We start from the raw sequence: 22,328 nt of genomic DNA, 5'->3' as shown, positions 1-22,328 counted from the left end.
GCCTTAGGGCTTATTTACTTTCTTTACCAACATGGAGTATGGCAAGGAACGCTTCCTGTGGCAGCTCAACGTTACCAACCTGCTTCATACGTTTCTTACCGTCTTTCTGCTTCTGCAACAGCTTTTTCTTACGGCTGACGTCACCGCCGTAGCATTTCGCCAGGACGTTTTTACGCAGCTGCTTAACGGTAGAACGGGCAATGATATGGGTACCAATCGCTGCCTGAATCGCAATATCAAACTGCTGGCGAGGGATCAGCTCACGCATCTTCTCAACCAGATCGCGACCACGGTAAGGGGCGTTATCACGGTGAGTGATCAGCGCCAGCGCATCGACACGCTCAGAGTTAATCAGTACATCGACGCGAACCATGTCAGACGTCTGGAAGCGCTTGAAGTTGTAATCCAACGAGGCGTAACCGCGCGAGGTCGACTTCAGACGGTCGAAGAAGTCGAGAACCACTTCAGCCATCGGAATTTCATACGTCAGGGCAACCTGGTTTCCGTGATACACCATGTTGGTCTGCATCCCGCGCTTCTCGATACAAAGCGTGATAACGTTGCCGAGGAATTCCTGTGGCAACAGCATATGACACTCGGCAATCGGCTCACGCAGCTCTTCAATGTTATTCAGCGGCGGCAGTTTACCCGGGCTGTCAACATAGACGGTTTCGCCTGAGGTGGTGATCACTTCATAAACCACGGTTGGCGCGGTGGTGATCAGCTCAAGGTCGTATTCACGTTCAAGACGTTCCTGAATGATCTCCATATGCAGCAGACCCAGGAAGCCACAGCGGAAGCCGAAGCCCAGCGCCGTGGAGCTTTCTGGCTCATAGAACAGCGAAGCATCGTTCAGGCTCAGTTTGCCCAGCGCATCACGGAAGGCTTCATAGTCGTCAGAGCTGATTGGGAACAGACCGGCATAAACCTGCGGCTTCACTTTCTTAAAGCCTGGCAATGCTTTGTCTGCCGGGTTGCGCGCCAGCGTCAGCGTATCGCCGACAGGTGCGCCAAGAATGTCTTTAATGGCGCACACCAACCAGCCAACTTCACCGCAGTTCAGGGCATCACGATCCACGCGCTTCGGCGTGAAGATACCCAGACGGTCAGCATTATAGGTCTGGCCGGTGCTCATGACTTTGACTTTTTCGCCTTTGCGCAGCGTGCCGTTTTTCACACGGATCAACGACACAACGCCCAGGTAGTTATCAAACCATGAGTCGATAATCAGCGCCTGCAGTGGGCCATCCGGATCGCCTTCTGGCGGTGGGATGTCACGCACTAAACGCTCGAGTACGTCAGGTACGCCAACGCCGGTTTTTGCCGAGCAGCGCACCGCATCGGTGGCATCAATGCCGACGATGTCTTCAATTTCCTGGGCAACACGATCCGGATCTGCTGCGGGCAGATCGATCTTGTTCAGCACCGGTACTACTTCCAGATCCATTTCCATCGCGGTGTAGCAGTTTGCCAGCGTCTGGGCTTCAACGCCCTGACCCGCATCTACCACCAGCAATGCACCTTCACACGCCGCCAGCGAGCGGGAGACTTCGTAGGAGAAGTCCACGTGGCCTGGGGTGTCGATAAAATTGAGCTGGTAAGTTTCACCGTCCGGCGCATGGTACGCGAGGGTTACGCTTTGCGCCTTAATGGTAATACCGCGTTCACGTTCCAGATCCATGGAATCCAGAACCTGTGCGGCCATTTCACGTTCGGTCAGGCCACCGCAAATTTGAATCAAACGGTCGGAGAGCGTTGATTTGCCGTGGTCGATATGAGCGATGACAGAAAAGTTTCTTATATGCTTCATTTATATGAATATTTTCGCTTAAACGTTCGGTTTAATTCTCGCGGTGGACACAGCTATTAACACTTCATGCAATGTACCCGCCATCAATGAGCACGCATCTTACACTGTTAGCCCCTTGCACGAAAGAATTCACATACATAGCCGGACATCAAATTCGCAACCGGAGGTGTCATTTTATAGACAAAATGTCTTTGTAAAGCGCAATGGCGTAACCATAAAAAGGCGCTTTTGACTGTCACGATTAAAAAAGGCCGCTAAGCGACCTTAATTAAGATGATGGAAAGCGATTATGGCGTTGCCGGTGGATTCGTCGCCGGCAAGGTCACCCAATAACCTGGCTTATACGCCAGCGGCAGGAAGCGTTGATGGAATTCACGGAAGGTGGCATCGGGATCGATATCTTTGAACAAATCAGGATGCAGCCATTTGGCCATCGCCTGAATCGCCACAAAGTTATAGGGACTGTCATAGAACTGATGCCAGATAGCATGAACATTGCCGTTGCTGGCGACCGGTAAGGTTCTGAAGGCAGGACGTTCCATCAGCGCTTGCAGACGCTTAAGCGCTTCCTTTTGGTCGGCTCCTGGTCCCACCCCCACCCAACCGTTGGCGGTGTTGTAGTTTTTCCAGTTCGCGCCAGTCACAATCACCACATCCGGGTTTGAGCTGATGATTTGCTCGGGGTTGAGCATGCCAAAGGTGCCTGGGATCAGCCCTTTGGCGATATTACGGCCACCGGCAACCTCCACCATCCGGCCAAAGTTTTCATCGCCAAAGGACATGCAGCACTCTTCCGTGTAGCCACCGGCGCGATCCAACATTACTGATGGACGTTTACCCTGGTAGTTTTTCAGACGTTCTGTGACGATCTCAACCTGCTGACGGCGGAAAGCGATGATTTCATCTGCTCTTTTCGGATTGCCGACCAGTTGGCCCATGATGTGAATGCTCTTCTCCGCATTTTCAAACGGCTTTTCACGGAAATCGATAAAGACTACCGGGATGCCCAGTTTGCTCAGCTTATCAATCAGCTGGCCTTCATCGGTTGCCGCTTTAGATTCGAGGTTCATCAACACCAGATCGGGCTTGAGCGTCAGCGCCTGTTCAATGTTAAAAGTGCCGTCTTTCGCCCCGCCAAAGGTGGGCAGATTTTTGATCTGAGGGTATTTCTTTTCATAATTCTGATAGCTGTCGAAATCCGCCTTTGGCAGATCGTCACGCCAGCCGACAACACGCTGGAAAGGTGCTTCGGTATCAAAAGCAGCCAGCAGAAAAATCTGCCGCCCTTCCCCGAGGATAATCCTTTTAACCGGCGATTTTATTTCGACTTTTCGCCCACTGACATCTTCCACCACAAAAGGCGCTGCCAGTGTAGAGACCGAAAATAACAGACAACCAACAAAGACACAGAACCTGGCCAAACGATGTTGCATGACTTACCCCAGATAAAGTAATGATAATCATTATCATCAAAGAGTCAGTATGCTACGACGTTAGCAAATTGAAAACAATATGTGTCCGGGGATTTCGTAATGTTTCAGAGGGGGCGTAAGAAAAGTGAGATCGGCGTCACTTTATCGGGAAGATTAGAAGCACAAAGGAGAAACCCGCCGTTAGCACGGCAGGTTGGCAAGCTTAGCGATCTGCCTCTACGCGCAGTGCATCCGGTGGTAGAGCAACGCTTAAGATAACAGGCTGGAATGAGGCCGATTTCCCCAAATACGTGGAGATGCCTTTCGCCAGGATAAAGCCACCAACCCCACCAAGCAACGCGCCCGATACCGCGGCAATATCGGTGTGAAACAATGCCTGAAATAGGCCTGCGACGATAAAGAGTCCGACCAACGGCGTCATGTAAACCAGCAGCGCTGAACTGAGGAGGCTTTTTTCGGCAATCCCCAGCTCAATCCGCTGACCGGCAGCTAATGGCTGGGCGCTGGCGACTTTCATCACGTGCGCATTTTTCGGCCCCAGCTTATCGAGCATATGGCTGCCGCAACCCTTTCGTGCAGAACAGCTGCTGCAGGAGGTTTTAATTTCTGAATGCAGCGTTGCGATGCCGTTGTTCCACGAGACCACAGTGGCCCATTCTCTCATCATGGTGTTGATCCTAAATTGACCGCATCTGCAATACGCTTGGCGGTTGACGGTGGCAGTTCGCCAACGACAGTTATTTCCGCATTATTACGCACTTCAGTCTGCACCGTACGACGCCCAGTGCGCATGAGCTGCGGAGAACTGTTTTTATCCGCTGCGCTGACGTTGATGGAGAAGCTGAACAAGCCATCTGAGTATAGACGCGACTCAACCGGTTTATTCATTGAAGGGATCTGTCGGCGACTCTGTGTCACTTCTTTCATGCCGGTAGGTAACCAGTCGGCTTTCCACTTTAATGCCACTTTCTCGCTGGGTGGCACGGACAACGCGGGAGGAAGCGTGGATTTTTCCAGCACCTTCATCACGTTCTTCACGCCATCATCTACCGCAAAGCTAATCACGCGGTATTGTTCCAGCGTTTCGCCATCGCGGTCCAGCAAATCAACCCGCAAAGGCAATTTGCTCTCGCTGTCCAGCCAGACGATATAGCTGTAACGGGTTCCATCACGCGCCACAATGCGGATCACTTCGCACAGTTGATCGGCGATACGCGTACGACCAACCGCAACAAAATCATAGTTGTCGGCTAGCTTGCGGAAATCGGCATACACCAGGGACGGAAGTGAATCGACAATATGGTCGCCAGGCAGGGTAAAGGGCTCCAGGCCAGGTTCGAAATAGCTTATTTCGCTGCCACGCTGAATAATCTCACGGCGCGGGCCATCCATCTGCAGCAGCTGAGCGTAGACTTTATTGCCCAGCATTGCATGACGATAGCGTAGGGATTCAATCCCTAACCGAGAAACGTTGATGTAGGCGAATTCATAACTGAGAGACTGGCTGGCCTGCTCCATCTGTTGCAAGAGCGCCCCGGAGGTAGTTGATTCCGCCGGGGCGACACTGGAGTACATCAGGCTGCCAGCCATTAGGCTGACGGCACACCAAAGTTGCTTCATTACTGCTGCTGAATTCCTAACGACTGATTACCTGGAACCTGAACAGCGGCTTGCTGATCGGGTGCCTGCTCAAACTGGAGCTGGTCGGAATGCAAACGACGCTGCAATTCATAATCCTGCAGCATGGCATTCACGCGACGACGCGAGTCCTGCACCTGCTGGCTGGCATTGGTGTTGTTGGTCGCACTTTCAGAAGAAGGTACACCAAGGCTAACAGGTGACGCCTGCCCCATCATCGGCAGCGTGTTAAACACCGGCGAATCGGATTGCGGCTGGCCATCCTGCGGCTGGTTGTAATGCTGAACACCAACAATCACGGCCAATGACACACACGCAGCAACCCCAATCTGAGTGATTTGGGCAGCCCATGGACGCACCTTGTGCCAGAACGGCATGTTTTCATAGCGCTCTGGTGTGGGTTGCGCTTCCGGGATCAGCGTCGTGGTTTTGTTGACCGGCTCAAGTTCAATGGCGGCAGCAACGCGTGCGGCAATATCGAAATGCATAACCTGACCCACATCGCCACGCATGGTGTCGCGGATCAGGTGATAGCTTTCCCAATTTTTCTGCAGCGTAGCGTCTTTAGACAATGCGGATAAAACTTCATTATCTAAAGCCTCACCATCCATCAAAGCGGAAAGTTGTTCTTTCTGCATGCCTCAGTACCCTTCCTGTGTACGCTATGACTAGCGTTGGATAAGCGGTTGAATTTTATTATCAATAGCTTCTCGCGCACGGAAAATACGGGAACGTACCGTACCGACCGGACAATCCATAATGGCGGCTATCTCTTCGTAGCTCAAACCATCCAACTCCCTGAGGGTGATCGCCATACGGAGATCTTCAGGCAGCGTCTCAATGGTGCGAAAAACTATCTGCTTCAATTCTTCAGACAACATTAAGTTCTCAGGGTTCGAAATTTCTTTCAGCGCTCCTGCACTTTCGAAGTTTTCGGCGTCTATTGCATCGACATCACTGGCCGGTGGACGACGCCCCTGAGCAACGAGGTAATTTTTGGCCGTATTGACGGCGATCCTGTAGAGCCAGGTATAAAACGCACTGTCGCCACGGAAAGATTCCAGCGCACGATAGGCTTTTATAAAGGATTCCTGCACTACGTCAGGCACATCTCCGGAGGGGACGTAACGGGAAACCAGACTCGCCACTTTGTGCTGGTAGCGAACCACCAGTAAGTTAAATGACTTCTGATCTCCTTTCTGTACTCGCTCAACGAGAACCTGATCCGTTAACTGCTCGCTCATCCGAGGTAATGTCTCCCCAAATCTTGTTCCACGCGTTTTTGAACTACCCGCAATAACTCATATTTTTCGAGCAAGCATCCGCTTTGAGTGATCATCATGAGTAAAGTTCCGTTGCGCCATTATATTTGTGATGTTCTGCCGGAAAAGGATAAATCAGCGATCATTTTTATGATTTCTGACTGATTAAGCAGCCACTGCCCCCTTTGCACTTCCGCATGTTAGCAAAAAGTGCCCCGTCAACGCCGCAGAGTACCCCATGAAGCCCGCTTTTTCACCTTAAAATCACGGTAATCCAAGGCTGTTCTCAATATTAAACCTTATCCTCGCTTAATTGACGCAAATTGACTTAATTCTTACATTTGCGAAAGTCTCGGCCAGCTCACACTCTGCCTGTTGACGACGAAAAAGCCTTTTTTCGTGTTGAAGTTGAGTGTTATGCTCAGCAAACAACCTGTTTAGTAAATTAAACGCTATGACTTCTTCTCCTGAATACAGCTGTGACGTGTTGATCATTGGTAGCGGTGCCGCAGGCCTGACCTTAGCGTTGCGCCTGGCGGAAAAGCACCAGGTCACCGTATTGAGTAAAGGCCCGGTCAGCGAAGGCTCAACATTCTACGCGCAGGGCGGGATCGCTGCAGTCTTCGATGAGACGGACAGCATTGAATCTCATGTCGAAGATACCTTGATTGCCGGCGGCGGCCTGTGCGACAGGGACGCGGTCTCGTTCATCGCCAGCAATGCGCGCCACTGTGTTCAGTGGCTGATTGATAACGGCATGCTGTTTGATAAAGAAAACCCGGACGCTTTGGAAGGTCGTTACCATCTGACTCGCGAAGGTGGACACAGCCATCGTAGAATTCTGCACAGTGCGGATGCGACCGGTCGTGCGGTCGAAACCACCCTGGTTAGCCAGGCGTTGAGCCATCCCAACATTCATATTATCGAACGCAGCAATGCGGTAGATTTGATTGTCTCTGACAAAATTGGTCTGCCGGGCGAACGCCGCGTGGTCGGCGCCTACATCTGGAACCGTAAGCGCGAAAAGGTGGAAACCTGCCGGGCACGCTCTGTGGTGCTGGCCACGGGTGGCGCCGCCAAGGTGTATCAATACACCACCAATCCGGATGTGGCTTCAGGGGATGGTATCGCGATGGCCTGGCGTGCGGGTTGTCGGGTCGCCAATCTTGAATTCAACCAGTTTCATCCCACCTGCCTGTTCCATCCCGACGCCCGTAATTTCCTGTTAACGGAAGCGCTGCGTGGCGAAGGCGCGATCCTTAAACGTCCTGATGGCAGTCGCTTTATGCCCGACTTCGATCCACGCGCTGAGCTGGCCCCGCGCGACATTGTCGCCCGTGCTATCGACCACGAAATGAAGCGGCTGGGGGCAGATTGCATGTACCTGGATATCAGCCATAAACCGGCTGGATTCATCCGTGCGCATTTCCCGATGATAGATGAGAAACTGCAAACGCTGGGCTTTGACTTAACCAAAGAGCCGATCCCCATTGTTCCTGCCGCCCATTACACCTGCGGCGGCGTGGTCGTCGATCGCCAGGGTCTGACGGATATCACCGGGCTGTATGCCATTGGCGAAGTCAGCTATACCGGCCTGCATGGCGCGAACCGTCTGGCATCGAATTCGCTACTGGAGTGTCTGGTCTACGGTTGGTCGGCAGCGGAGCACATCAATCAGCATTTGCAGGACGTCAGCATGCCGGAAAGCCTGCCGCAGTGGGATGAAAGCCGGGTCGATGATTCTGATGAACGCGTGGTGATCCAGCATAACTGGCACGAGCTTCGCCTGTTGATGTGGGACTACGTGGGGATCGTGCGCACCACGAAACGTCTTGAGCGCGCGCTTCGCCGCATCACTATGCTGCAACAGGAAATTGATGAGTACTACGCTAACTTCCGCATCTCAAATAACCTGCTGGAGCTGCGTAACCTGGTGCAGGTTGCTGAGCTGATTGTCCGCTGTGCGATGGAGCGAAAGGAGAGCCGTGGATTGCATTTCACGCTCGATTATCCCGAGCTGCTGGATGAGGCGAAGCCTACCCTTCTCTCGCCGTAGTGAGTTAGCGGAACAGATAGAAATCGCGCGTCAGGCTGCAATGCGCCTCGGAATAATTGTGGTCTGGCCCGCGAATCGTCATACGATCAACAAACGGATCGCCGGGTTTGGGTGACAGTGCCAGCAGAACGCGATTTGGCGGGCGCATTTCGGTATCCGATATATCCGTACGGCAATGCAGATGCCAGCCGCGCTGTTGAGCCAGCTCAACCAGTTTTTCTCCCGCTGAGGCTGGCAGCACCACGCAGAAATAGCCTTCCTCGGTAATTAATTCTTCCGCGCAGCTCAGCAACACATCGTGTGTTAAATCCGTGGTATAACGAGCAGACGCACGCTCAGGGCTGGCACAGTCTGTTCCGGGCACAAAATACGGCGGATTGCTGACGATCAGCGAGTAACGCTGCTCAGCGTTTTTTGACCAGCGAACAATGTCGTCCTGCCAGACGTGAATTCTGTCTGCCCAGGGGGACTCGGCGGCATTTTCCCGCGCCTGACAGGCGGCCTGCTCGTCCAGCTCAACGGCATCAACCTCAACATCCTGCCCGGTTCGCTGTGCAAGCATCAGTGCAATCAGCCCACTGCCGGTGCCGATATCCAGCACGCGTTGCGCACCTGCGACTGGCGCCCAGGCACCCAGCAACACGCCATCGGTTCCGACCTTCATCGCACAACGATCGTGGGCGACAAAAAACTGTTTGAAGGTAAATCCGTTGGACCGAAGGACCGCTTTCTGTTGAGACATTTGACTGACCTGAAATGGAAACGGCGCTAGCATAGGACAATATCCTCGTAAGGAAAAGTCATTCAGACCACACAAACAGATGAAGATCGTGTTCAATCTGTCTATAATCAGCGCCCCAAACTGAGGTAGACCATGACTGTAACCACTTTTTCCGAACTCGAACTTGATGAAAGCCTGCTGAAAGCATTGCAGGAGAAGGGCTATACACGCCCTACGGCTATCCAGGCCGCTGCGATCCCGCCTGCACTGGAGGGTCGTGACGTTCTGGGTTCGGCACCAACCGGTACAGGCAAAACGGCGGCTTATCTGCTGCCCGTGCTTCAGCATTTGCTCGACTTCCCCCGTAAAAAATCCGGACCGCCGCGCGTTCTGATCTTAACGCCGACCCGCGAACTGGCGATGCAGGTTGCCGATCAGGCCCGTGAGCTTGCTAAATATACCCATCTGGATATCGCGACGATAACCGGTGGCGTTGCGTACATGAACCACGCGGAAGTGTTCAGCGAAAACCAGGACGTCGTGGTCGCCACCACCGGCCGTCTGTTGCAGTACATCAAAGAAGAGAACTTTGACTGCCGCGCGGTTGAATCGCTGATCCTCGATGAAGCGGACCGCATGCTGGACATGGGCTTTGCCCAGGATATCGAAACCATCGCGGCTGAAACCCGCTGGCGCAAACAGACATTACTGTTCTCCGCCACGCTGGAAGGCGATGCGATTAAAGACTTCTCTGAACGTCTGCTGAACGAGCCGGAAGAAATTGAAGCCGATCCGGCCCGCCGCGAACGTAAAAAAATCCTGCAGTGGTACTACCGCGCGGATGACGTTAAGCATAAAACCGCACTGTTGATCCACATGCTGAAACAGCCTGAAGTCACCCGCTCCGTGGTATTTGTGCGTAAACGTGAGCGTGTGCACGAGCTGTGTGGCTGGCTGCGTGAAGCGGGCATTAATACCAGCTATCTGGAAGGTGAACTGGAGCAGTTCAAGCGTAACGAAGCGATTAAACGTGTGGTGGATGGCCGTGTAAACGTGCTGGTCGCAACCGATGTTGCCGCGCGCGGTATCGACATTGAAGATGTCAGCCACGTGTTCAACTTTGATATGCCCCGCACCTCCGACACCTACCTGCACCGTATTGGCCGTACTGGCCGCGCGGGTAAGAAAGGCATCGCAATTTCGCTGGTTGAAGCACACGACAACGTGTTGTTGGGTAAAGTGACTCGCTACATTAAGGAGCCGCTGAAATCACGCACCATTGACGAACTGCGTCCAACCACTCGTCCGCCGAGTGAGAAGCTGAACGGCAAGCCGTCGAAGAAAGTGCTGGCCAAGCGCAAAGAGCTTAAACAGACGGAAGCGAAAGAAGCGCAGCCGCGTGCGAAAGAGCGCCATCGCGATACCAAAAATATTGGTAAGCGTCGTAAGCCCACAGTAGTGGCTAAACCGGACAGTGCTGAATAATTGCACCGCATAACAAAAAACCGCCCTTAGCAGGCGGTTTTTTTATGTCTGTGATGCACAAAAATAACGGTTCCAACAACTTTTCAATCTGAAAATGGGCATTGTTGCCTCAGTCCAATTTAACCCTGAAACAACAACGACTCATTTTTATTAACTTTCATCACATTACAATGAAAATAGCGCTGCTGCACTTTTCAACACACGTCCTATTTTCATGGCGATAACCGGGGTGATTTTCCCCGATTATTACAGACTTTCTGTAAAGGTACGGGCAATAACATCGCGCTGCTGTTCTGGCGTCAATGAATTGAAACGCACGGCATAGCCAGAAACGCGAATGGTCAGCTGGGGATACTTTTCCGGATGTTCGACGGCATCCTGCAACGTCTCGCGGCGCAGAACGTTCACGTTAAGATGCTGACCGCCCTCCACACGCACTTCCGGCTTCACTTCCAGCGGAATTTCACGGTATTCGATTTGGCCTAACTCAGCGACCGGCACAACCTGATCCTGGTTGTAACCTTCTTTAGCACACACGCAGCGTGCTTCAGCTTTTTCGTCGTCCAGCAGCCAGAATGAGTTCAGCAGACCGGCGTTAGATGCTTTAGTAATTTGAATTCCGGTAATCATGATTGTGCCTCCAGGCAGTTCAGGGCTGATAACTATCAGCAAGGATAATGGAGCAGAATTGACTCATATCCGATCTGTATATCAGCCCGAAGGTAGTGCCTCTTTGACCAAAATCAATATTCTGCCGCGGATGAAAATGCATCTCTGAACAACTTAATGATTTAGCTCAATTTTCGTCAAACTCTCACTTAATATTTTTTTGTAAAATATCAACAATATTTTAAGTTTTACCGATCGCGGTTCCACGTTAAGCTACACGGCTTAAATGTTAAGGAGGCGATAATGGCCAACACACTGACCTGGCACGACGTGCTGGCAGAGGAAAAAGAGAAGCCCTATTTCATTGAAATGCTGGCCAAAGTGGCTCATGAACGTGCGTCGGGCAAAATCGTCTATCCGCCTCAGAAAGATGTGTTCAACGCGCTAAGGATGACGGAATTAGGGGATATCAAAGTGGTGATCCTCGGTCAGGACCCTTATCACGGCCCCAATCAGGCTCATGGTCTGGCCTTCTCAGTGTTGCCTGGCGTGGCTGTGCCGCCATCACTGGTGAATATGTACAAAGAGCTGGTTACAGACATTCCCGGTTTCGTCCGTCCGCAGCACGGCTTCCTCGAAAGCTGGGCACGTCAGGGCGTGATGTTGCTCAACACCGTTTTAACGGTTGAAGGCGGCAATGCCCACTCACACGCGAAATTTGGCTGGGAATCCTTTACCGACAGAGTGATCGCTGCGATTAACGAACATCGCGAAGGAGTGGTATTCCTGCTTTGGGGCGCACATGCGCAAAAGAAAGGCAGCATTATCGACCGTCACCGGCACCATGTGTTGCTGGCACCTCACCCTTCCCCACTTTCTGCCCATCGCGGATTTTTTGGCAGCGGTCATTTTTCAAGGACTAACGAATGGCTGGAGCAGCACGGCGAAAAACCGATCGACTGGCAGCCGATTTTGCCGGAATAACAGCATAAAAAAAGCACCCGAGGGTGCTTTTTTACTGGGTCAGCGCGATTACGCTTTGGCTTTCGCTACGGCAACCATCGCTGGACGAAGCAGACGGCCATTCAGCGTGTAACCACGTTGCATCACCATCAGAACGTGGTTTGGCGCCACATCCTCAGATTCCATCATCGACATCGCCTGGTGCAATTCAGGGTTGAACGGCACGTTAATGTCGCCAATCACTTCCACACCGAATTTACGGACTGCGCCCAACAGAGATTTCAGCGTCAGCTCAATCCCTTCGACCATTGAGTTCAGTTCAGGATTATTCTTGTCCGCCATTTCCAGCGCACGCTCCAGGCTATCAATCACTGGCAACAGTTCGTTGGCAAATTTTTCCAACGCAAATTTGTGCGCTTTTTCGACGTCCAGTTCGGTACGGCGACGGATGTTCTCAATCTCAGCCTGGGCACGGATTTGTGCTTCACGTACGCCACCCTGAGACTGTGCCAGCTGGACTTCCAGCTCGGCAATACGCTCATCACGCGGATCGACCGCTTCGGCTGTGTCTGCGCCCTGATTCTGCGCCTGCTCCATCTCGATATCGTCTGAGACTTGCTCGTTTGGGGTGTTCTGTTCTTTACTACTCATGAATTTCTCCGCGTTTATGCACATTCATCTCGCTGGTTCGCTTATTATGGGGATCAGAATTGCGGTTTCAAGGGAACCCGTCACATTGTCTGAGGTAGTTTACCTCATGAGGAACGCCAGCATCATGAACAAACATTTCAACTGTATCGGTATTGTGGGCCATCCGCGCCATCCTACCGCGTTGACGACACACGAGATGCTCTATCGCTGGCTGACAACCAAAGGCTATGAGGTGATTATCGAGCAGCAGATCGCCCGTGAGCTGAATCTGACGGACGTTGAAACCGGCACGTTGGCGGAAATTGGTCAGCGAGCCGACCTTGCCGTAGTGGTCGGCGGTGATGGCAATATGCTGGGCGCGGCGCGCGTACTGGCCCGTTACGATATCAAAGTGATTGGCATCAACCGTGGCAATCTTGGATTTCTAACCGACCTCGATCCGGATAATGCCCAGCAGCAGTTAGCCGACGTGCTGGAAGGTAAATACATTACAGAAAGCCGCTTCCTGCTTGAAGCGCAGGTGTGCCGCCAGGGCCGTGAACCGCGCATCGGCACGGCCATCAATGAAGTGGTGCTGCATCCGGGCAAAGTGGCTCATATGATCGAGTTCGAAGTCTACATTGATGAGTCGTTCGCCTTCTCTCAGCGCTCCGATGGCTTGATTATCTCCACGCCGACCGGTTCAACGGCGTATTCACTTTCCGCAGGCGGCCCCATTTTAACGCCGTCTCTGGATGCCATCGCGATTGTGCCGATGTTCCCGCATACGCTCTCCGCAAGGCCACTGGTGATTAACAGCAGCAGCACCATTCGCCTGCGCTTTTCCCATATGCGCGGCGACCTTGAAGTCAGCTGTGACAGCCAGATTGCCTTGCCAATTCAGGAAGGTGAAGACGTGTTGATCCGCCGGAATAACGATCACCTCAATCTCATCCATCCACAAAACTATAATTATTTCAATACGCTGAGCTCTAAGCTCGCCTGGTCGAAAAAATTGTTTTAAAAACCAACGCCAGCTACTTTACTGGTTATAAAACCAGTATATACTGTATGAAAAACCATATCTGTGTTTACGTACAGGAATACCCACTATGCTGGCACAACTGACCATCAGTAATTTTGCGATTGTTCGTGAACTTGAAATCGATTTTCAGCGTGGCATGACCGCCATCACCGGCGAGACCGGCGCAGGGAAGTCCATTGCTATTGATGCGCTCGGCTTGTGCCTGGGCGGTCGGGCGGAAGCGGATATGGTTCGCCTTGGCGCTTCCCGCGCCGATATTTGTGCGCGCTTCTCTCTGAAAGACACCCCTTCTGCCTTGACGTGGTTGGTTGAAAACCAGCTTGATGAAGGTAACGAATGTCTGTTGCGCCGGGTGATCAGCAGTGACGGTCGCTCACGTGGCTTTATCAACGGCACTGCGGTTCCCCTTTCTCAGTTACGCGACCTCGGTCAGTTGCTGATCCAGATCCACGGTCAACATGCTCACCAGCTTCTGTTAAAGCCTGAACATCAAAAAACGCTGCTTGATGGTTACGCGGGTGAAACCGGCCTGATGCAGGAAATGGCGACAAGCTATCGTGCATGGCATCAGAGCTGCCGCGTGTTGGCTCAGCATCAGCAACTTTCTCAGGAACGCGAGGCTCGCCGTGAGCTTCTGCAATATCAGCTTAAAGAGCTGAACGAGTTCGCACCGGTGACCGGTGAATATGAAGCAATTGATGAAGAGTACAAGCGTCTGGCCAACAGCGGACAGCTGCTCTCCACCAGTCAGCAAGCTCTGATGCTGCTGGCTGATGGTGAGGACGCTACGTTGCAGAATCAGCTGTATACCGCTCAGCAATTGCTTAGCGAGCTGCTGACGATGGATGACAAGCTCAGCGGGGTCTATAAGCTGCTGGATGAAGCATCCATTCAAATCAGTGAAGCCAGCGATGAACTCCGTCACTACTGCGAACGTCTGGATCTCGATCCAAACCGTCTGCATGAGCTTGAACAGCGGATATCTAAACAGATCGCTCTGGCGCGCAAACACCACATATCCCCTGAAGAACTGCCGACCTTCCATCAGCAGTTACTGGAAGAACAAGGCCTGCTCGATAAGCAGGAAAGCGATCAGGAAGATCTGACGCTGAACGTCTCCCGCCATCATCGTGCGGCAATGGCCTGTGCTGAGCAGTTGCATCAGCGCCGTGTGCATTTCGCAGAAGAATTGAGCCGACTGATTGGTGAGAGCATGCATGCGCTCTCCATGCCGCACGGTAAGCTGGGGATTGACGTGCTGTTTAACGCTGACCATTTGACCGCTGAGGGCGCAGACCGTATCGATTTCCGCGTGACCACTAACCCGGGTCAGCCGCTTCAACCGCTGTCGAAAGTGGCCTCAGGCGGTGAGCTGTCGCGTATTGCCCTCGCCATTCAGGTGATTACAGCCCGTAAGATGGATACGCCGGCATTGATTTTCGATGAGGTGGATGTCGGTATCAGCGGTCCAACCGCAGCCGTGGTCGGTAAGATGCTGCGTCAGTTAGGGGAATCCACGCAGGTGATGTGTGTAACCCACCTTCCGCAGGTGGCGGGCTGTGGAAATCATCATTTCTACGTCAGTAAAGAGACCGATGGCGAAATGACTGAAACCCATATGATCCCATTGGATAAACGTGCCCGACTGCAGGAACTGGCCCGTCTTCTGGGCGGTAGCGAGGTCACTCGCAACACGCTGGCGAATGCAAAGGAGCTTTTAGCAGCCTGATTGCCGCACTTTTTTGGCCTGTTGTGGTCATATCCTTGCTCCGTAGAGGTTTCAAACTGCGGAAAGGTTTATTATCATCGTCTTCTTACGCTGTAATCGTAGCGAACGTTCGATGCAGCCAGATTGTTGGCCCGAAAAGGAATAGAGATACTTATGCGCTGTAAAACGCTGACTGCTGCGGCGGTGGTTCTTCTGATGATGACTGCTGGATGTTCCACTCTGGAGCGAGTGGTTTACCGCCCGGACATCAATCAGGGCAATTACCTGGTTGCGAATGATGTTTCCAAAATTCATACCGGCATGACGCAACAGCAGGTGGCTTACACCCTGGGCACGCCGATGATGCGCGACCCGTTTGGTAGCAACGTCTGGTATTACGTGTTCCGCCAGGAGCCAGGCCATGAGCCTGTGACTCAGCAGACGCTGACGCTGACCTTTGATGGTAGCGGTACCCTGACTAACATTGATAACAAGCCAACCCTGAGCGGCAAGAAAAGCGGTTAATATCAGGCTTGTTGATGAAATCGTAAGGCGCTAAGGCGCCTTATTTTTTTGCCGCGCGTTCGGCGCGCTGGCGGCGGAGTTCTTTCGGGTCGGCCAGTAACGGGCGATATATTTCGATGCGATCGCCACTGTGTACCTCATCCCCCAGTTTTACCGGGCGACTAAAAACACCCACTTTGTTACTGGCGAGATTGATATCACTTCTGAGTTCAAGAATGCCGGAAGCTTTGATAGCCTCTTCCACAGTCGCGCCCTCTTCCACGTTTACCGTGTACAGATACTGTTTTTCTGGCAACGCATAAACCACTTCAACCGCGATATCAGGCACTGTAGACCTCTTTCGCGCGTTTAGTAAACGCCTGCACCATGCTGCTTGCCAGCTCTTTGAAGATGCGTCCGAAGGCCAGTTCAACCAGCATATTGGTGAACTCAAAGTCCAGACTCAACTCAACCTTACAGGCATCATCACTCAGCGCAGTGAACTTCCATCCACCGTTCAATTTGCGGAACGGGCCATCAACCAGCTGCATAGCAATGCTCTGGTTATCCGTCAGCGTATTTCGCGTGACAAACGTTTTACTGATCCCAGCCTTAGAGACATCCACTGACGCGGTCATCTGCTGTTCGCTGGCATCGAGAATACGGCTACCGGTACACCCTGGAAGAAATTCCGGATAGGCATCCACATCGTTTACCAACCGGAACATCTGCTCTGCGCTGTAGGGCACCAACGCGGAACGACTAATCTGAGACATAACGTTTCCTGTTAATCTTCAACTTTTCAATAATACCATCGCCGGCAGGCAAACAAAAATTCTCAGCCGCCAGCGTTCTGCTAAAATAGCGCTTTTCCCCGTCTCGTTTGTTACAGGGGATGCCATCAATCACTGCTTCATGTAAACTAAGTGGCACTATGACTAAGAAAAAAGCACATAAACCCGGTTCCGCTACCATTGCCATGAACAAACGGGCCCGCCATGAATACTTCATTGAAGATGAATTCGAAGCGGGACTGTCGCTCCAGGGATGGGAAGTCAAATCACTCCGCGCAGGAAAGGCCAACATCAGCGAAAGCTATATTATGCTGCGTGATGGCGAAGCCTTTCTGTTCGGCGCAACCTTCCAGGCGTTGATTGGCGCATCCTCGCATGTGGTCTGCGACCCTACCCGCACCCGCAAGCTTCTTCTCAAGGAGCGCGAGCTGGCAATCCTGTTCGATAAAGCCAACCGCGATGGTTACACCATCGTCGCTTTATCCCTGTACTGGAAAAACGCCTGGGCCAAGCTTAAGATTGGCGTAGCCAAAGGTAAGAAAGAGCACGACAAACGCGGTGATATCAAAGATCGCGAATGGAAGACCGACAAAGCACGTATCATGAAACACGCAAATCGCTAAGCCTTTGGCGTTTACCACCTTTTCTGTTACACTGCTTCACAGTAGTACTTGGGGCTGATTCTGGATTCGACAGGATTTGCGAAGCCCTAGGAGCATGCCGAGGGGCGGTTTGCCTCGTTAAAAGCCGCAAAAAAATAGTTGCAAACGACGAAAACTACGCACTAGCAGCTTAATAACCTGCTCAGAGCCCTCTCTCCCTAGCCTCCGTTCTTAGGACGGGGATCAAGAGAGGTCAAACACAAAAGAACTCGTGTGGATGTCCTGCCTGGGGCTGAAACACTAAATCTAATCAGGCTAGTTGGTTAGTGGCGTGTCCGTTCGCAGCTAACCGGCGAATGTAAAGACTGGACTAAGCATGTAGTGCCGACGGTGTAGTAATTCTGGACGCGGGTTCAACTCCCGCCAGCTCCACCAAATTCTTGGTCGATGGTTACCAGACCCACTCGATGAAGTCCTAAAAGCCCGCAAGGCGTAAGCCCTGCGGGCTTTTTTGTATCCTCAATTTGTCCCGCGAAGTCCGAAGAGAACTAATTAAATCCGAACCTTTTAGGCCCATTGATAGGCCCAACGAAAAGCTCTATCGTTTTCGTTGGGCCTAAACGCATGGAGACTCATCATGGCAAGAAAAACCAAGCCGTTAACCGATACGGAAATCAAAGCCGCCAAACCTAAAGATGCCGATTACCAGCTGTATGATGGTGACGGGCTTACTCTATTAATCAAGTCCAGTGGTAGTAAGCTCTGGCAGTTCCGTTACTATCGACCGCTGACAAAACAACGAACAAAATAGAGCTTCGGTGCCTACCCTGCTGTCTCCCTTTCTGATGCGCGTAAACTCAGAGCTGAATCTCGAGTTTTGTTGGCGATAGACATTGATCCTCAGGGACCTCAGAAAGAACAGGTAAGAAATTCTCAAAAGGCTAAAACCAACACTTTCCTGTTAGTTACCGAGCGTTGGTGGAATGTGAAGAAAGCCAGCGTAACAGAAGACTATGCCGACGATATCTGGCGCTCACTTGAGAGAGATATTTTTCCAGCAATCGGTGATATCAGTGTCACTGAGATTAAGGCTCATACTCTGGTTACAGCAGTGCAGCCGGTTCAGGCCAGAGGTGCATTAGAGACAGTCCGACGCCTTTGTCAGCGTATTAACGAAGTCATGATTTATGCGCAGAACACAGGCCTGATTGATGCGGTTCCCAGCGTAAAAATCGGGAAGGCATTCGAGAAACCGCAAAAGAAAAACATGCCCAGCATCCGCCCGGATCAACATCCACAGCTAATGCAGACTATGCGTACGACAAGTATCAGCCTGTCCACACGATGCCTGTTCATGTGGCAGCTTCTCACCATCACCCGCCCTGCCGAAGCTGCTTAGGCTCGATGGGATGAGATCGATTTCGATGCTAGCGAATGGAAAATTCCATCTGCTCGAATGAAGATGAATCGGGAGCATACGGTTCCATTATCTGATGGAGCTCTCGCTATTCTGGAAATGATGAAGTCTCTCAGCGGTGGTCGAGAATTTCTCTTTCCCAGCCGCATCAAACCAACCCAACCAATGAACAGTCAAACAGTGAATTGACCCTGACCCCGAATATGATCCAGGCATAATCAGGAATAACCGGCTTCATGTTGGCTGCATATTCTGGCAACCGGCAGATTTTTCGGCGAATTCGTATGGGGTCATCCAGCCCAGAGCAGAATGGGGACGCCTCTGGTTATAGTGTATGCGCCAGGCCTCGATTTTGCACCGTGCATCCTCCAGAGACATAAACCAGTTCTCGTTCAGACATTCCTGCCGCAGCCTGCCGTTGAAGGACTCCACCGTCGCATTGTCCGTCGGTGTTCCCGGGCGTGAGAAGTCGATTCTGATGCCTCTTTCGTACACCCATCTGTCCAGCATTTTCCCTGCAAATTCAGAACCATTATCGGTTTTCAGCAACTGGGGTAAAGGGCGTCTGAGCGCTATGTTATTCAGCATTTCTGCCACTTCTGTTGAACGCAAATTCTGCCCCACGCAGATCCCCAGGCATTCGCGGGTGTACAGGTCGATAACCGTCAGCAGGCGCAGTCGTCGCCCGTCAAACAGCGCATCAGAGACAAAATCCATGCCCCAGGCGTGATTCGGATACAGACCCTGCGGCTGCGGTTGTCGGCGCTGGGCCGATTTATTGCGGCGTGGCCGTTTGAGGCGCAGAGACAGACCCTGCTCACGGTAGAGGCGGTAGATTCTTTTGTGATTATCGCGCCAGCCTTCCCGCCTAAGCATCACGTGTACCCGGCGGTACCCGTAATGAACCCGGGTTTCGGTTATCTCACGGATGCGTAGCCGCAGTGCGCTGTCGTCGGCGGCCACAGAATGATATCGAAACGAGCTGCGGCTGACCCGCAGCGCAAAACAGACCTGTCTCTCACTGGCGCCGTAGCGGACTTGCAAATCCCTGACCCATTCGCGCAGACGTGCCAGCGTCAGCTCTTTTTTGCCAGTACGTCCTGCAGCATCGCCTTGTCGAGGCTCAGATCGGCAACCAGCCTCTTCAGCCGCAGATTTTCCTCTTCAAGCTGCCGCATATGTTTCAGTTCTGAAGGAGAAATCCCGCCGTACTTTTTGCGCCAGGTGTAGAACGTGGCGTCGGAGATGCCCAGCTTGCGGCAGACTTCCGGTACGGCCGTACCTAGCTCAGCCTGCTTCAGGGCAAAGACAATCTGCTCTTCGGTGAATCGTGACTTTTTCATCGGCACCACCTCCGTTCAGGGGAGTGTTTATCATGCCGGAATTCTGTTTCTGAATGGAGCAGGATTTTGGGGTAGGGTCAGTAGCTCAGCGGCATTAGCGGGTTGTGCTGCTATCGGAATAGTGACAGCCGGTGCCGGTGGTGTAGCTTGCGCGGTTGTAGGGTCGGTTGCTGGGGGATATGCCGGCAGCTCCGGCGCGGAGGCTATAGTTAATAAAGTTATAGACTATTATGATTAATAACAAATTATTGGCTGATACATCATTATTTTTTGGCGGAACGGGCTGCTGCCTTTTAATTCTGTCACTTATATTATATTCATTTAACCGCCAGGATTATTATAACCTTGTATCTTCTTATAGAGAAAAACACAAACTCCCTGGCCCATGTACTTTTTATTATATGACTGGTTTCTTTGGGGTATTCCCGGTCTTACGGTTCTTCATAAAGTTGAGTCGCAAAAAGAAAATGCACTTCATATCCCGCAATGATCCCGGCTATGATTTCTTTGATGATAAAAACCACAAAATACGCACATGGATGACGATATATACTTTCCTGTGGTTTGCAGCTACGGTATGTTATGTCTTATTTGCTTTTTTTGGCCTCCTTTTACCGTAATAAAAACGGCCCAACTCAGGGCCTTTTTTCTGTTACAGTTTCCTGTCCAGCATACGCTTTGGAATTTTTTTAAAATAGATATGGAACTAATTACGACAGTATTCCTATCGGAATTAAGAGAAGCAACAGATACCAGTCAGGCTCAGTCTGAGATTTTGATTGAAGGCCACCCAACAGGGATTATTATTCCCGGAAAAGTGCTGGAAGCTGCGATTAGAGTCGATTTGAACCACTATCTCTTATTCGTGACGGATGACGTCATCTTCGAAGAAGTGCTGACGATTTTGCTTCTGGACCTTTCTCAAGGAGTAAAAGAGGCACTGACTGTTGGAGGTGATTACCAGTCTGGTCACTTTGATAATTTGAAGTTATCGCCCAACTCAGCCAACTTCAGCTTCATTGGCGAGACAACCTGGACCGTGAAAGTATCAGACGCTCCAACGCTTAAATTACCCTTTTCCGATCCTCGCGGTGTCAGCCGATCAAGGGGATTAAGAAAATACATCGACATCTCTGCTTCACCGGCTCCTCTGAGGGCTGAAGGTAGACGCTAGGGCAACCTTGAGTCCTCTTTTTCATCTCATCAGAACGGGTGGCAGTGCTGCAATACAAAATGACACTGGTATACTGTCAGCTCCACCAAATTCTTGGTCGATGGTTACCAGACCCACTCGATGAAGTCCTGAGAACCCACACGGTGAAAACCTTGTGGGTTTTTTTGTGCCTGATATCTTTCGTAACCTGGCTGAAATAAGGTATAAAGCCGCATGAAAATCCCAAACCGAATCCAACCTCTGGTTGATGATGGCCTGATAGACGATGTGCTCCAACGCCTTAAAAGCGGAAAGGAAGCCGACGTTTACACTGTGTTATGCGGTGACAAGATCAATTGTGCCAAAGTGTACAAGGAAGCGACACAGCGTAGCTTTAAGCAGGCCGTGCAGTATCAGGAAGGCCGAAAGGTCCGTAACTCTCGTAGCTCCCGTGCGATGCAGAAAGGCTCTAAATTCGGCCGCAAGCAGCAGGAAGAGTCCTGGCAAACCGCAGAGGTGGATGCGCTGTTCCGGTTGGCAGAAGCGGGCGTACGTGTCCCTCAGCCCTATCTTTGTATCGACGGCGTGCTCCTGATGGAACTGGTGACGGATGCAGACGGCATGGTGGCTCCACGTCTTAGCGATGTGACTATGTCTGAAGAAAGCGCGGTGACTGATTTCCATATCATGATCCGTAATATCGTACGCATGTTGTGTGCCGGTATCGTGCATGGTGACCTGTCGGAATTTAACGTACTGCTCGATGCACAAGGCCCGGTCATTATCGACTTGCCTCAGGCTGTCGATGCTGCAGCGAATAACCATGCTGAAGCCATGTTCGAGCGTGATGTGAATAACATCACCGCGTATTACGGTCAGTTTGCTCCGCAGTTGCTAAAAACCCGTTATGCGAAAGAAATCTGGCTGCTGTATGAAGACGGCAAGTTAACCCCAGAAACTCCGCTGACAGGACTGTTCGTTGAAGAGATTCATGAAGTCGATATGGACTCGCTGATGGATGAAATCATTACTGCGGAAGATGACTATTACGAACGTCAGCGGGCAAATAAAGAACGCGACGAAGAGTAATGATTCTGTCCCGGTAAAATTCTGCGGCTATATTTGCAGATGTTATTAAGGAGATCACTCCCCGCG

The 22,328-nt window shown here is 51.7% G+C and carries 21 protein-coding genes, 1 other RNA gene and 1 pseudogene; 11 read left to right on the top strand and 12 right to left on the bottom strand.

Translation table 11 applies throughout. From position 1 onward, the window contains the following. Positions 1-10: 10 nt before the first annotated feature. From lepA to rpoE, 6 genes are all read right to left on the bottom strand, one after another. Positions 11-1,810, bottom strand: a complete 1,800-nt coding sequence (gene lepA, locus AC1UKS_RS05715; protein WP_013203430.1) for a translation elongation factor 4 — start codon at positions 1,808-1,810, stop codon at positions 11-13. 287 nt (positions 1,811-2,097) lie between these two features. Further along, positions 2,098-3,243 carry an ABC transporter substrate-binding protein gene (locus tag AC1UKS_RS05710; RefSeq protein WP_482436083.1) on the bottom strand — a complete coding sequence of 382 codons (1,146 nt, stop codon included), beginning with the start codon at positions 3,241-3,243 and terminating at the stop codon, positions 2,098-2,100. A 202-nt stretch (positions 3,244-3,445) separates the two neighbouring features. Further along, a complete protein-coding gene (rseC, locus tag AC1UKS_RS05705; RefSeq protein WP_482436082.1) occupies positions 3,446-3,910 on the bottom strand; it encodes a SoxR-reducing system protein RseC in 465 nt (154 codons plus the stop codon). After that, positions 3,907-4,863 carry a sigma-E factor regulatory protein RseB gene (rseB, locus tag AC1UKS_RS05700; RefSeq protein ID WP_265911285.1) on the bottom strand — a complete coding sequence of 319 codons (957 nt, stop codon included), beginning with the start codon at positions 4,861-4,863 and terminating at the stop codon, positions 3,907-3,909. Before rseB ends, rseC begins: the two co-directional genes overlap by 4 nt. Continuing rightward, entirely contained in the window at positions 4,863-5,519 is a 657-nt protein-coding gene (gene rseA, locus AC1UKS_RS05695) for an anti-sigma-E factor RseA (protein WP_265911286.1), read from the bottom strand. Before rseA ends, rseB begins: the two co-directional genes overlap by 1 nt. Positions 5,520-5,549: 30 nt before the next feature. After that, a complete protein-coding gene (gene rpoE, locus AC1UKS_RS05690; protein ID WP_013203435.1) occupies positions 5,550-6,125 on the bottom strand; it encodes an RNA polymerase sigma factor RpoE in 576 nt (191 codons plus the stop codon). A gap of 472 nt (positions 6,126-6,597) precedes the next feature. On the opposite strand from rpoE, the gene nadB reads away from it, so the two are divergent. After that, the gene (gene nadB, locus AC1UKS_RS05685) at positions 6,598-8,199 is read left to right on the top strand and encodes an L-aspartate oxidase (protein WP_482436081.1); all 1,602 of its coding nucleotides are present in this window, start codon (positions 6,598-6,600) and stop codon (positions 8,197-8,199) included. 4 nt (positions 8,200-8,203) lie between these two features. On the opposite strand, the gene trmN is transcribed toward nadB, so the two are convergent. Then, positions 8,204-8,941 carry a tRNA(1)(Val) (adenine(37)-N(6))-methyltransferase TrmN gene (gene trmN / locus AC1UKS_RS05680; protein WP_482436080.1) on the bottom strand — a complete coding sequence of 246 codons (738 nt, stop codon included), beginning with the start codon at positions 8,939-8,941 and terminating at the stop codon, positions 8,204-8,206. A gap of 132 nt (positions 8,942-9,073) precedes the next feature. On the opposite strand from trmN, the gene srmB reads away from it, so the two are divergent. Then, positions 9,074-10,405 (top strand): ATP-dependent RNA helicase SrmB, encoded by a 1,332-nt coding sequence (gene srmB / locus AC1UKS_RS05675; RefSeq protein ID WP_265911289.1) that lies wholly within the window; start codon positions 9,074-9,076, stop codon positions 10,403-10,405. A gap of 246 nt (positions 10,406-10,651) precedes the next feature. Here srmB and grcA read toward each other — a convergent pair whose 3' ends face one another. Continuing rightward, positions 10,652-11,035 (bottom strand): autonomous glycyl radical cofactor GrcA, encoded by a 384-nt coding sequence (gene grcA / locus AC1UKS_RS05670; RefSeq protein ID WP_265911291.1) that lies wholly within the window; start codon positions 11,033-11,035, stop codon positions 10,652-10,654. Between the two features lie 282 nt (positions 11,036-11,317). Between grcA and ung the strand changes: the two genes are divergently transcribed. Then, positions 11,318-11,998 (top strand): uracil-DNA glycosylase, encoded by a 681-nt coding sequence (gene ung, locus AC1UKS_RS05665; RefSeq protein WP_482436079.1) that lies wholly within the window; start codon positions 11,318-11,320, stop codon positions 11,996-11,998. A 48-nt stretch (positions 11,999-12,046) separates the two neighbouring features. Here ung and grpE read toward each other — a convergent pair whose 3' ends face one another. After that, entirely contained in the window at positions 12,047-12,628 is a 582-nt protein-coding gene (gene grpE, locus AC1UKS_RS05660; RefSeq protein WP_482436078.1) for a nucleotide exchange factor GrpE, read from the bottom strand. A 124-nt stretch (positions 12,629-12,752) separates the two neighbouring features. Between grpE and nadK the strand changes: the two genes are divergently transcribed. From nadK to bamE, 3 genes are all read left to right on the top strand, one after another. Beyond that, on the top strand, positions 12,753-13,631 hold the full coding sequence (gene nadK / locus AC1UKS_RS05655; protein WP_013203442.1) for an NAD(+) kinase: 879 nt from the start codon (positions 12,753-12,755) through the stop codon (positions 13,629-13,631). 88 nt (positions 13,632-13,719) lie between these two features. Further along, on the top strand, positions 13,720-15,381 hold the full coding sequence (gene recN, locus AC1UKS_RS05650) for a DNA repair protein RecN (protein ID WP_482436077.1): 1,662 nt from the start codon (positions 13,720-13,722) through the stop codon (positions 15,379-15,381). 153 nt (positions 15,382-15,534) lie between these two features. Beyond that, positions 15,535-15,885 carry an outer membrane protein assembly factor BamE gene (gene bamE / locus AC1UKS_RS05645; RefSeq protein WP_013203444.1) on the top strand — a complete coding sequence of 117 codons (351 nt, stop codon included), beginning with the start codon at positions 15,535-15,537 and terminating at the stop codon, positions 15,883-15,885. A 40-nt stretch (positions 15,886-15,925) separates the two neighbouring features. Here bamE and AC1UKS_RS05640 read toward each other — a convergent pair whose 3' ends face one another. Together AC1UKS_RS05640 and AC1UKS_RS05635 are read right to left on the bottom strand one after the other, a co-directional pair. Then, positions 15,926-16,213 carry an RnfH family protein gene (locus AC1UKS_RS05640; protein WP_482436076.1) on the bottom strand — a complete coding sequence of 96 codons (288 nt, stop codon included), beginning with the start codon at positions 16,211-16,213 and terminating at the stop codon, positions 15,926-15,928. Continuing rightward, positions 16,206-16,640: a type II toxin-antitoxin system RatA family toxin gene (locus AC1UKS_RS05635; protein ID WP_013203446.1), complete on the bottom strand. Its 435-nt coding sequence runs from the start codon at positions 16,638-16,640 to the stop codon at positions 16,206-16,208. The genes AC1UKS_RS05640 and AC1UKS_RS05635 overlap by 8 nt, the downstream gene beginning before the upstream one ends. Before the next feature lie 158 nt (positions 16,641-16,798). On the opposite strand from AC1UKS_RS05635, the gene smpB reads away from it, so the two are divergent. The 3 genes and pseudogenes from smpB to AC1UKS_RS05620 form a co-directional block, all read left to right on the top strand. Further along, entirely contained in the window at positions 16,799-17,281 is a 483-nt protein-coding gene (smpB, locus tag AC1UKS_RS05630; RefSeq protein ID WP_013203447.1) for an SsrA-binding protein SmpB, read from the top strand. A 50-nt stretch (positions 17,282-17,331) separates the two neighbouring features. After that, positions 17,332-17,695, top strand: a transfer-messenger RNA (tmRNA) gene (ssrA, locus tag AC1UKS_RS05625). Positions 17,696-17,897: 202 nt separating this feature from the next. After that, a pseudogene (locus AC1UKS_RS05620) lies at positions 17,898-18,863 on the top strand (integrase domain-containing protein); the annotation flags it as partial. A gap of 48 nt (positions 18,864-18,911) precedes the next feature. On the opposite strand, the gene AC1UKS_RS05615 reads toward AC1UKS_RS05620, so the two are convergent. Next, positions 18,912-20,020 (bottom strand): IS3 family transposase gene (locus AC1UKS_RS05615; protein WP_482436075.1). Its coding sequence is split into 2 segments (ribosomal slippage): positions 18,912-19,759 and positions 19,759-20,020, totalling 1,110 coding nucleotides; the frame shifts between segments, so codons are not numbered across the junction. A gap of 535 nt (positions 20,021-20,555) precedes the next feature. Between AC1UKS_RS05615 and AC1UKS_RS05610 the strand changes: the two genes are divergently transcribed. Together AC1UKS_RS05610 and AC1UKS_RS05605 are read left to right on the top strand one after the other, a co-directional pair. Continuing rightward, positions 20,556-21,194 (top strand): hypothetical protein, encoded by a 639-nt coding sequence (locus AC1UKS_RS05610; RefSeq protein WP_482436074.1) that lies wholly within the window; start codon positions 20,556-20,558, stop codon positions 21,192-21,194. Positions 21,195-21,407: 213 nt separating this feature from the next. Then, positions 21,408-22,262: a PA4780 family RIO1-like protein kinase gene (locus tag AC1UKS_RS05605; RefSeq protein WP_482436073.1), complete on the top strand. Its 855-nt coding sequence runs from the start codon at positions 21,408-21,410 to the stop codon at positions 22,260-22,262. Positions 22,263-22,328: the final 66 nt, after the last annotated feature.

It is taken from the genome of Erwinia sp. AK-PDG3-5 (genome assembly GCF_056821705.1).
The sequence above is the reverse complement of the archived record's forward strand: the minus strand, read 5'-3'. Positions and strand labels throughout refer to the sequence as shown.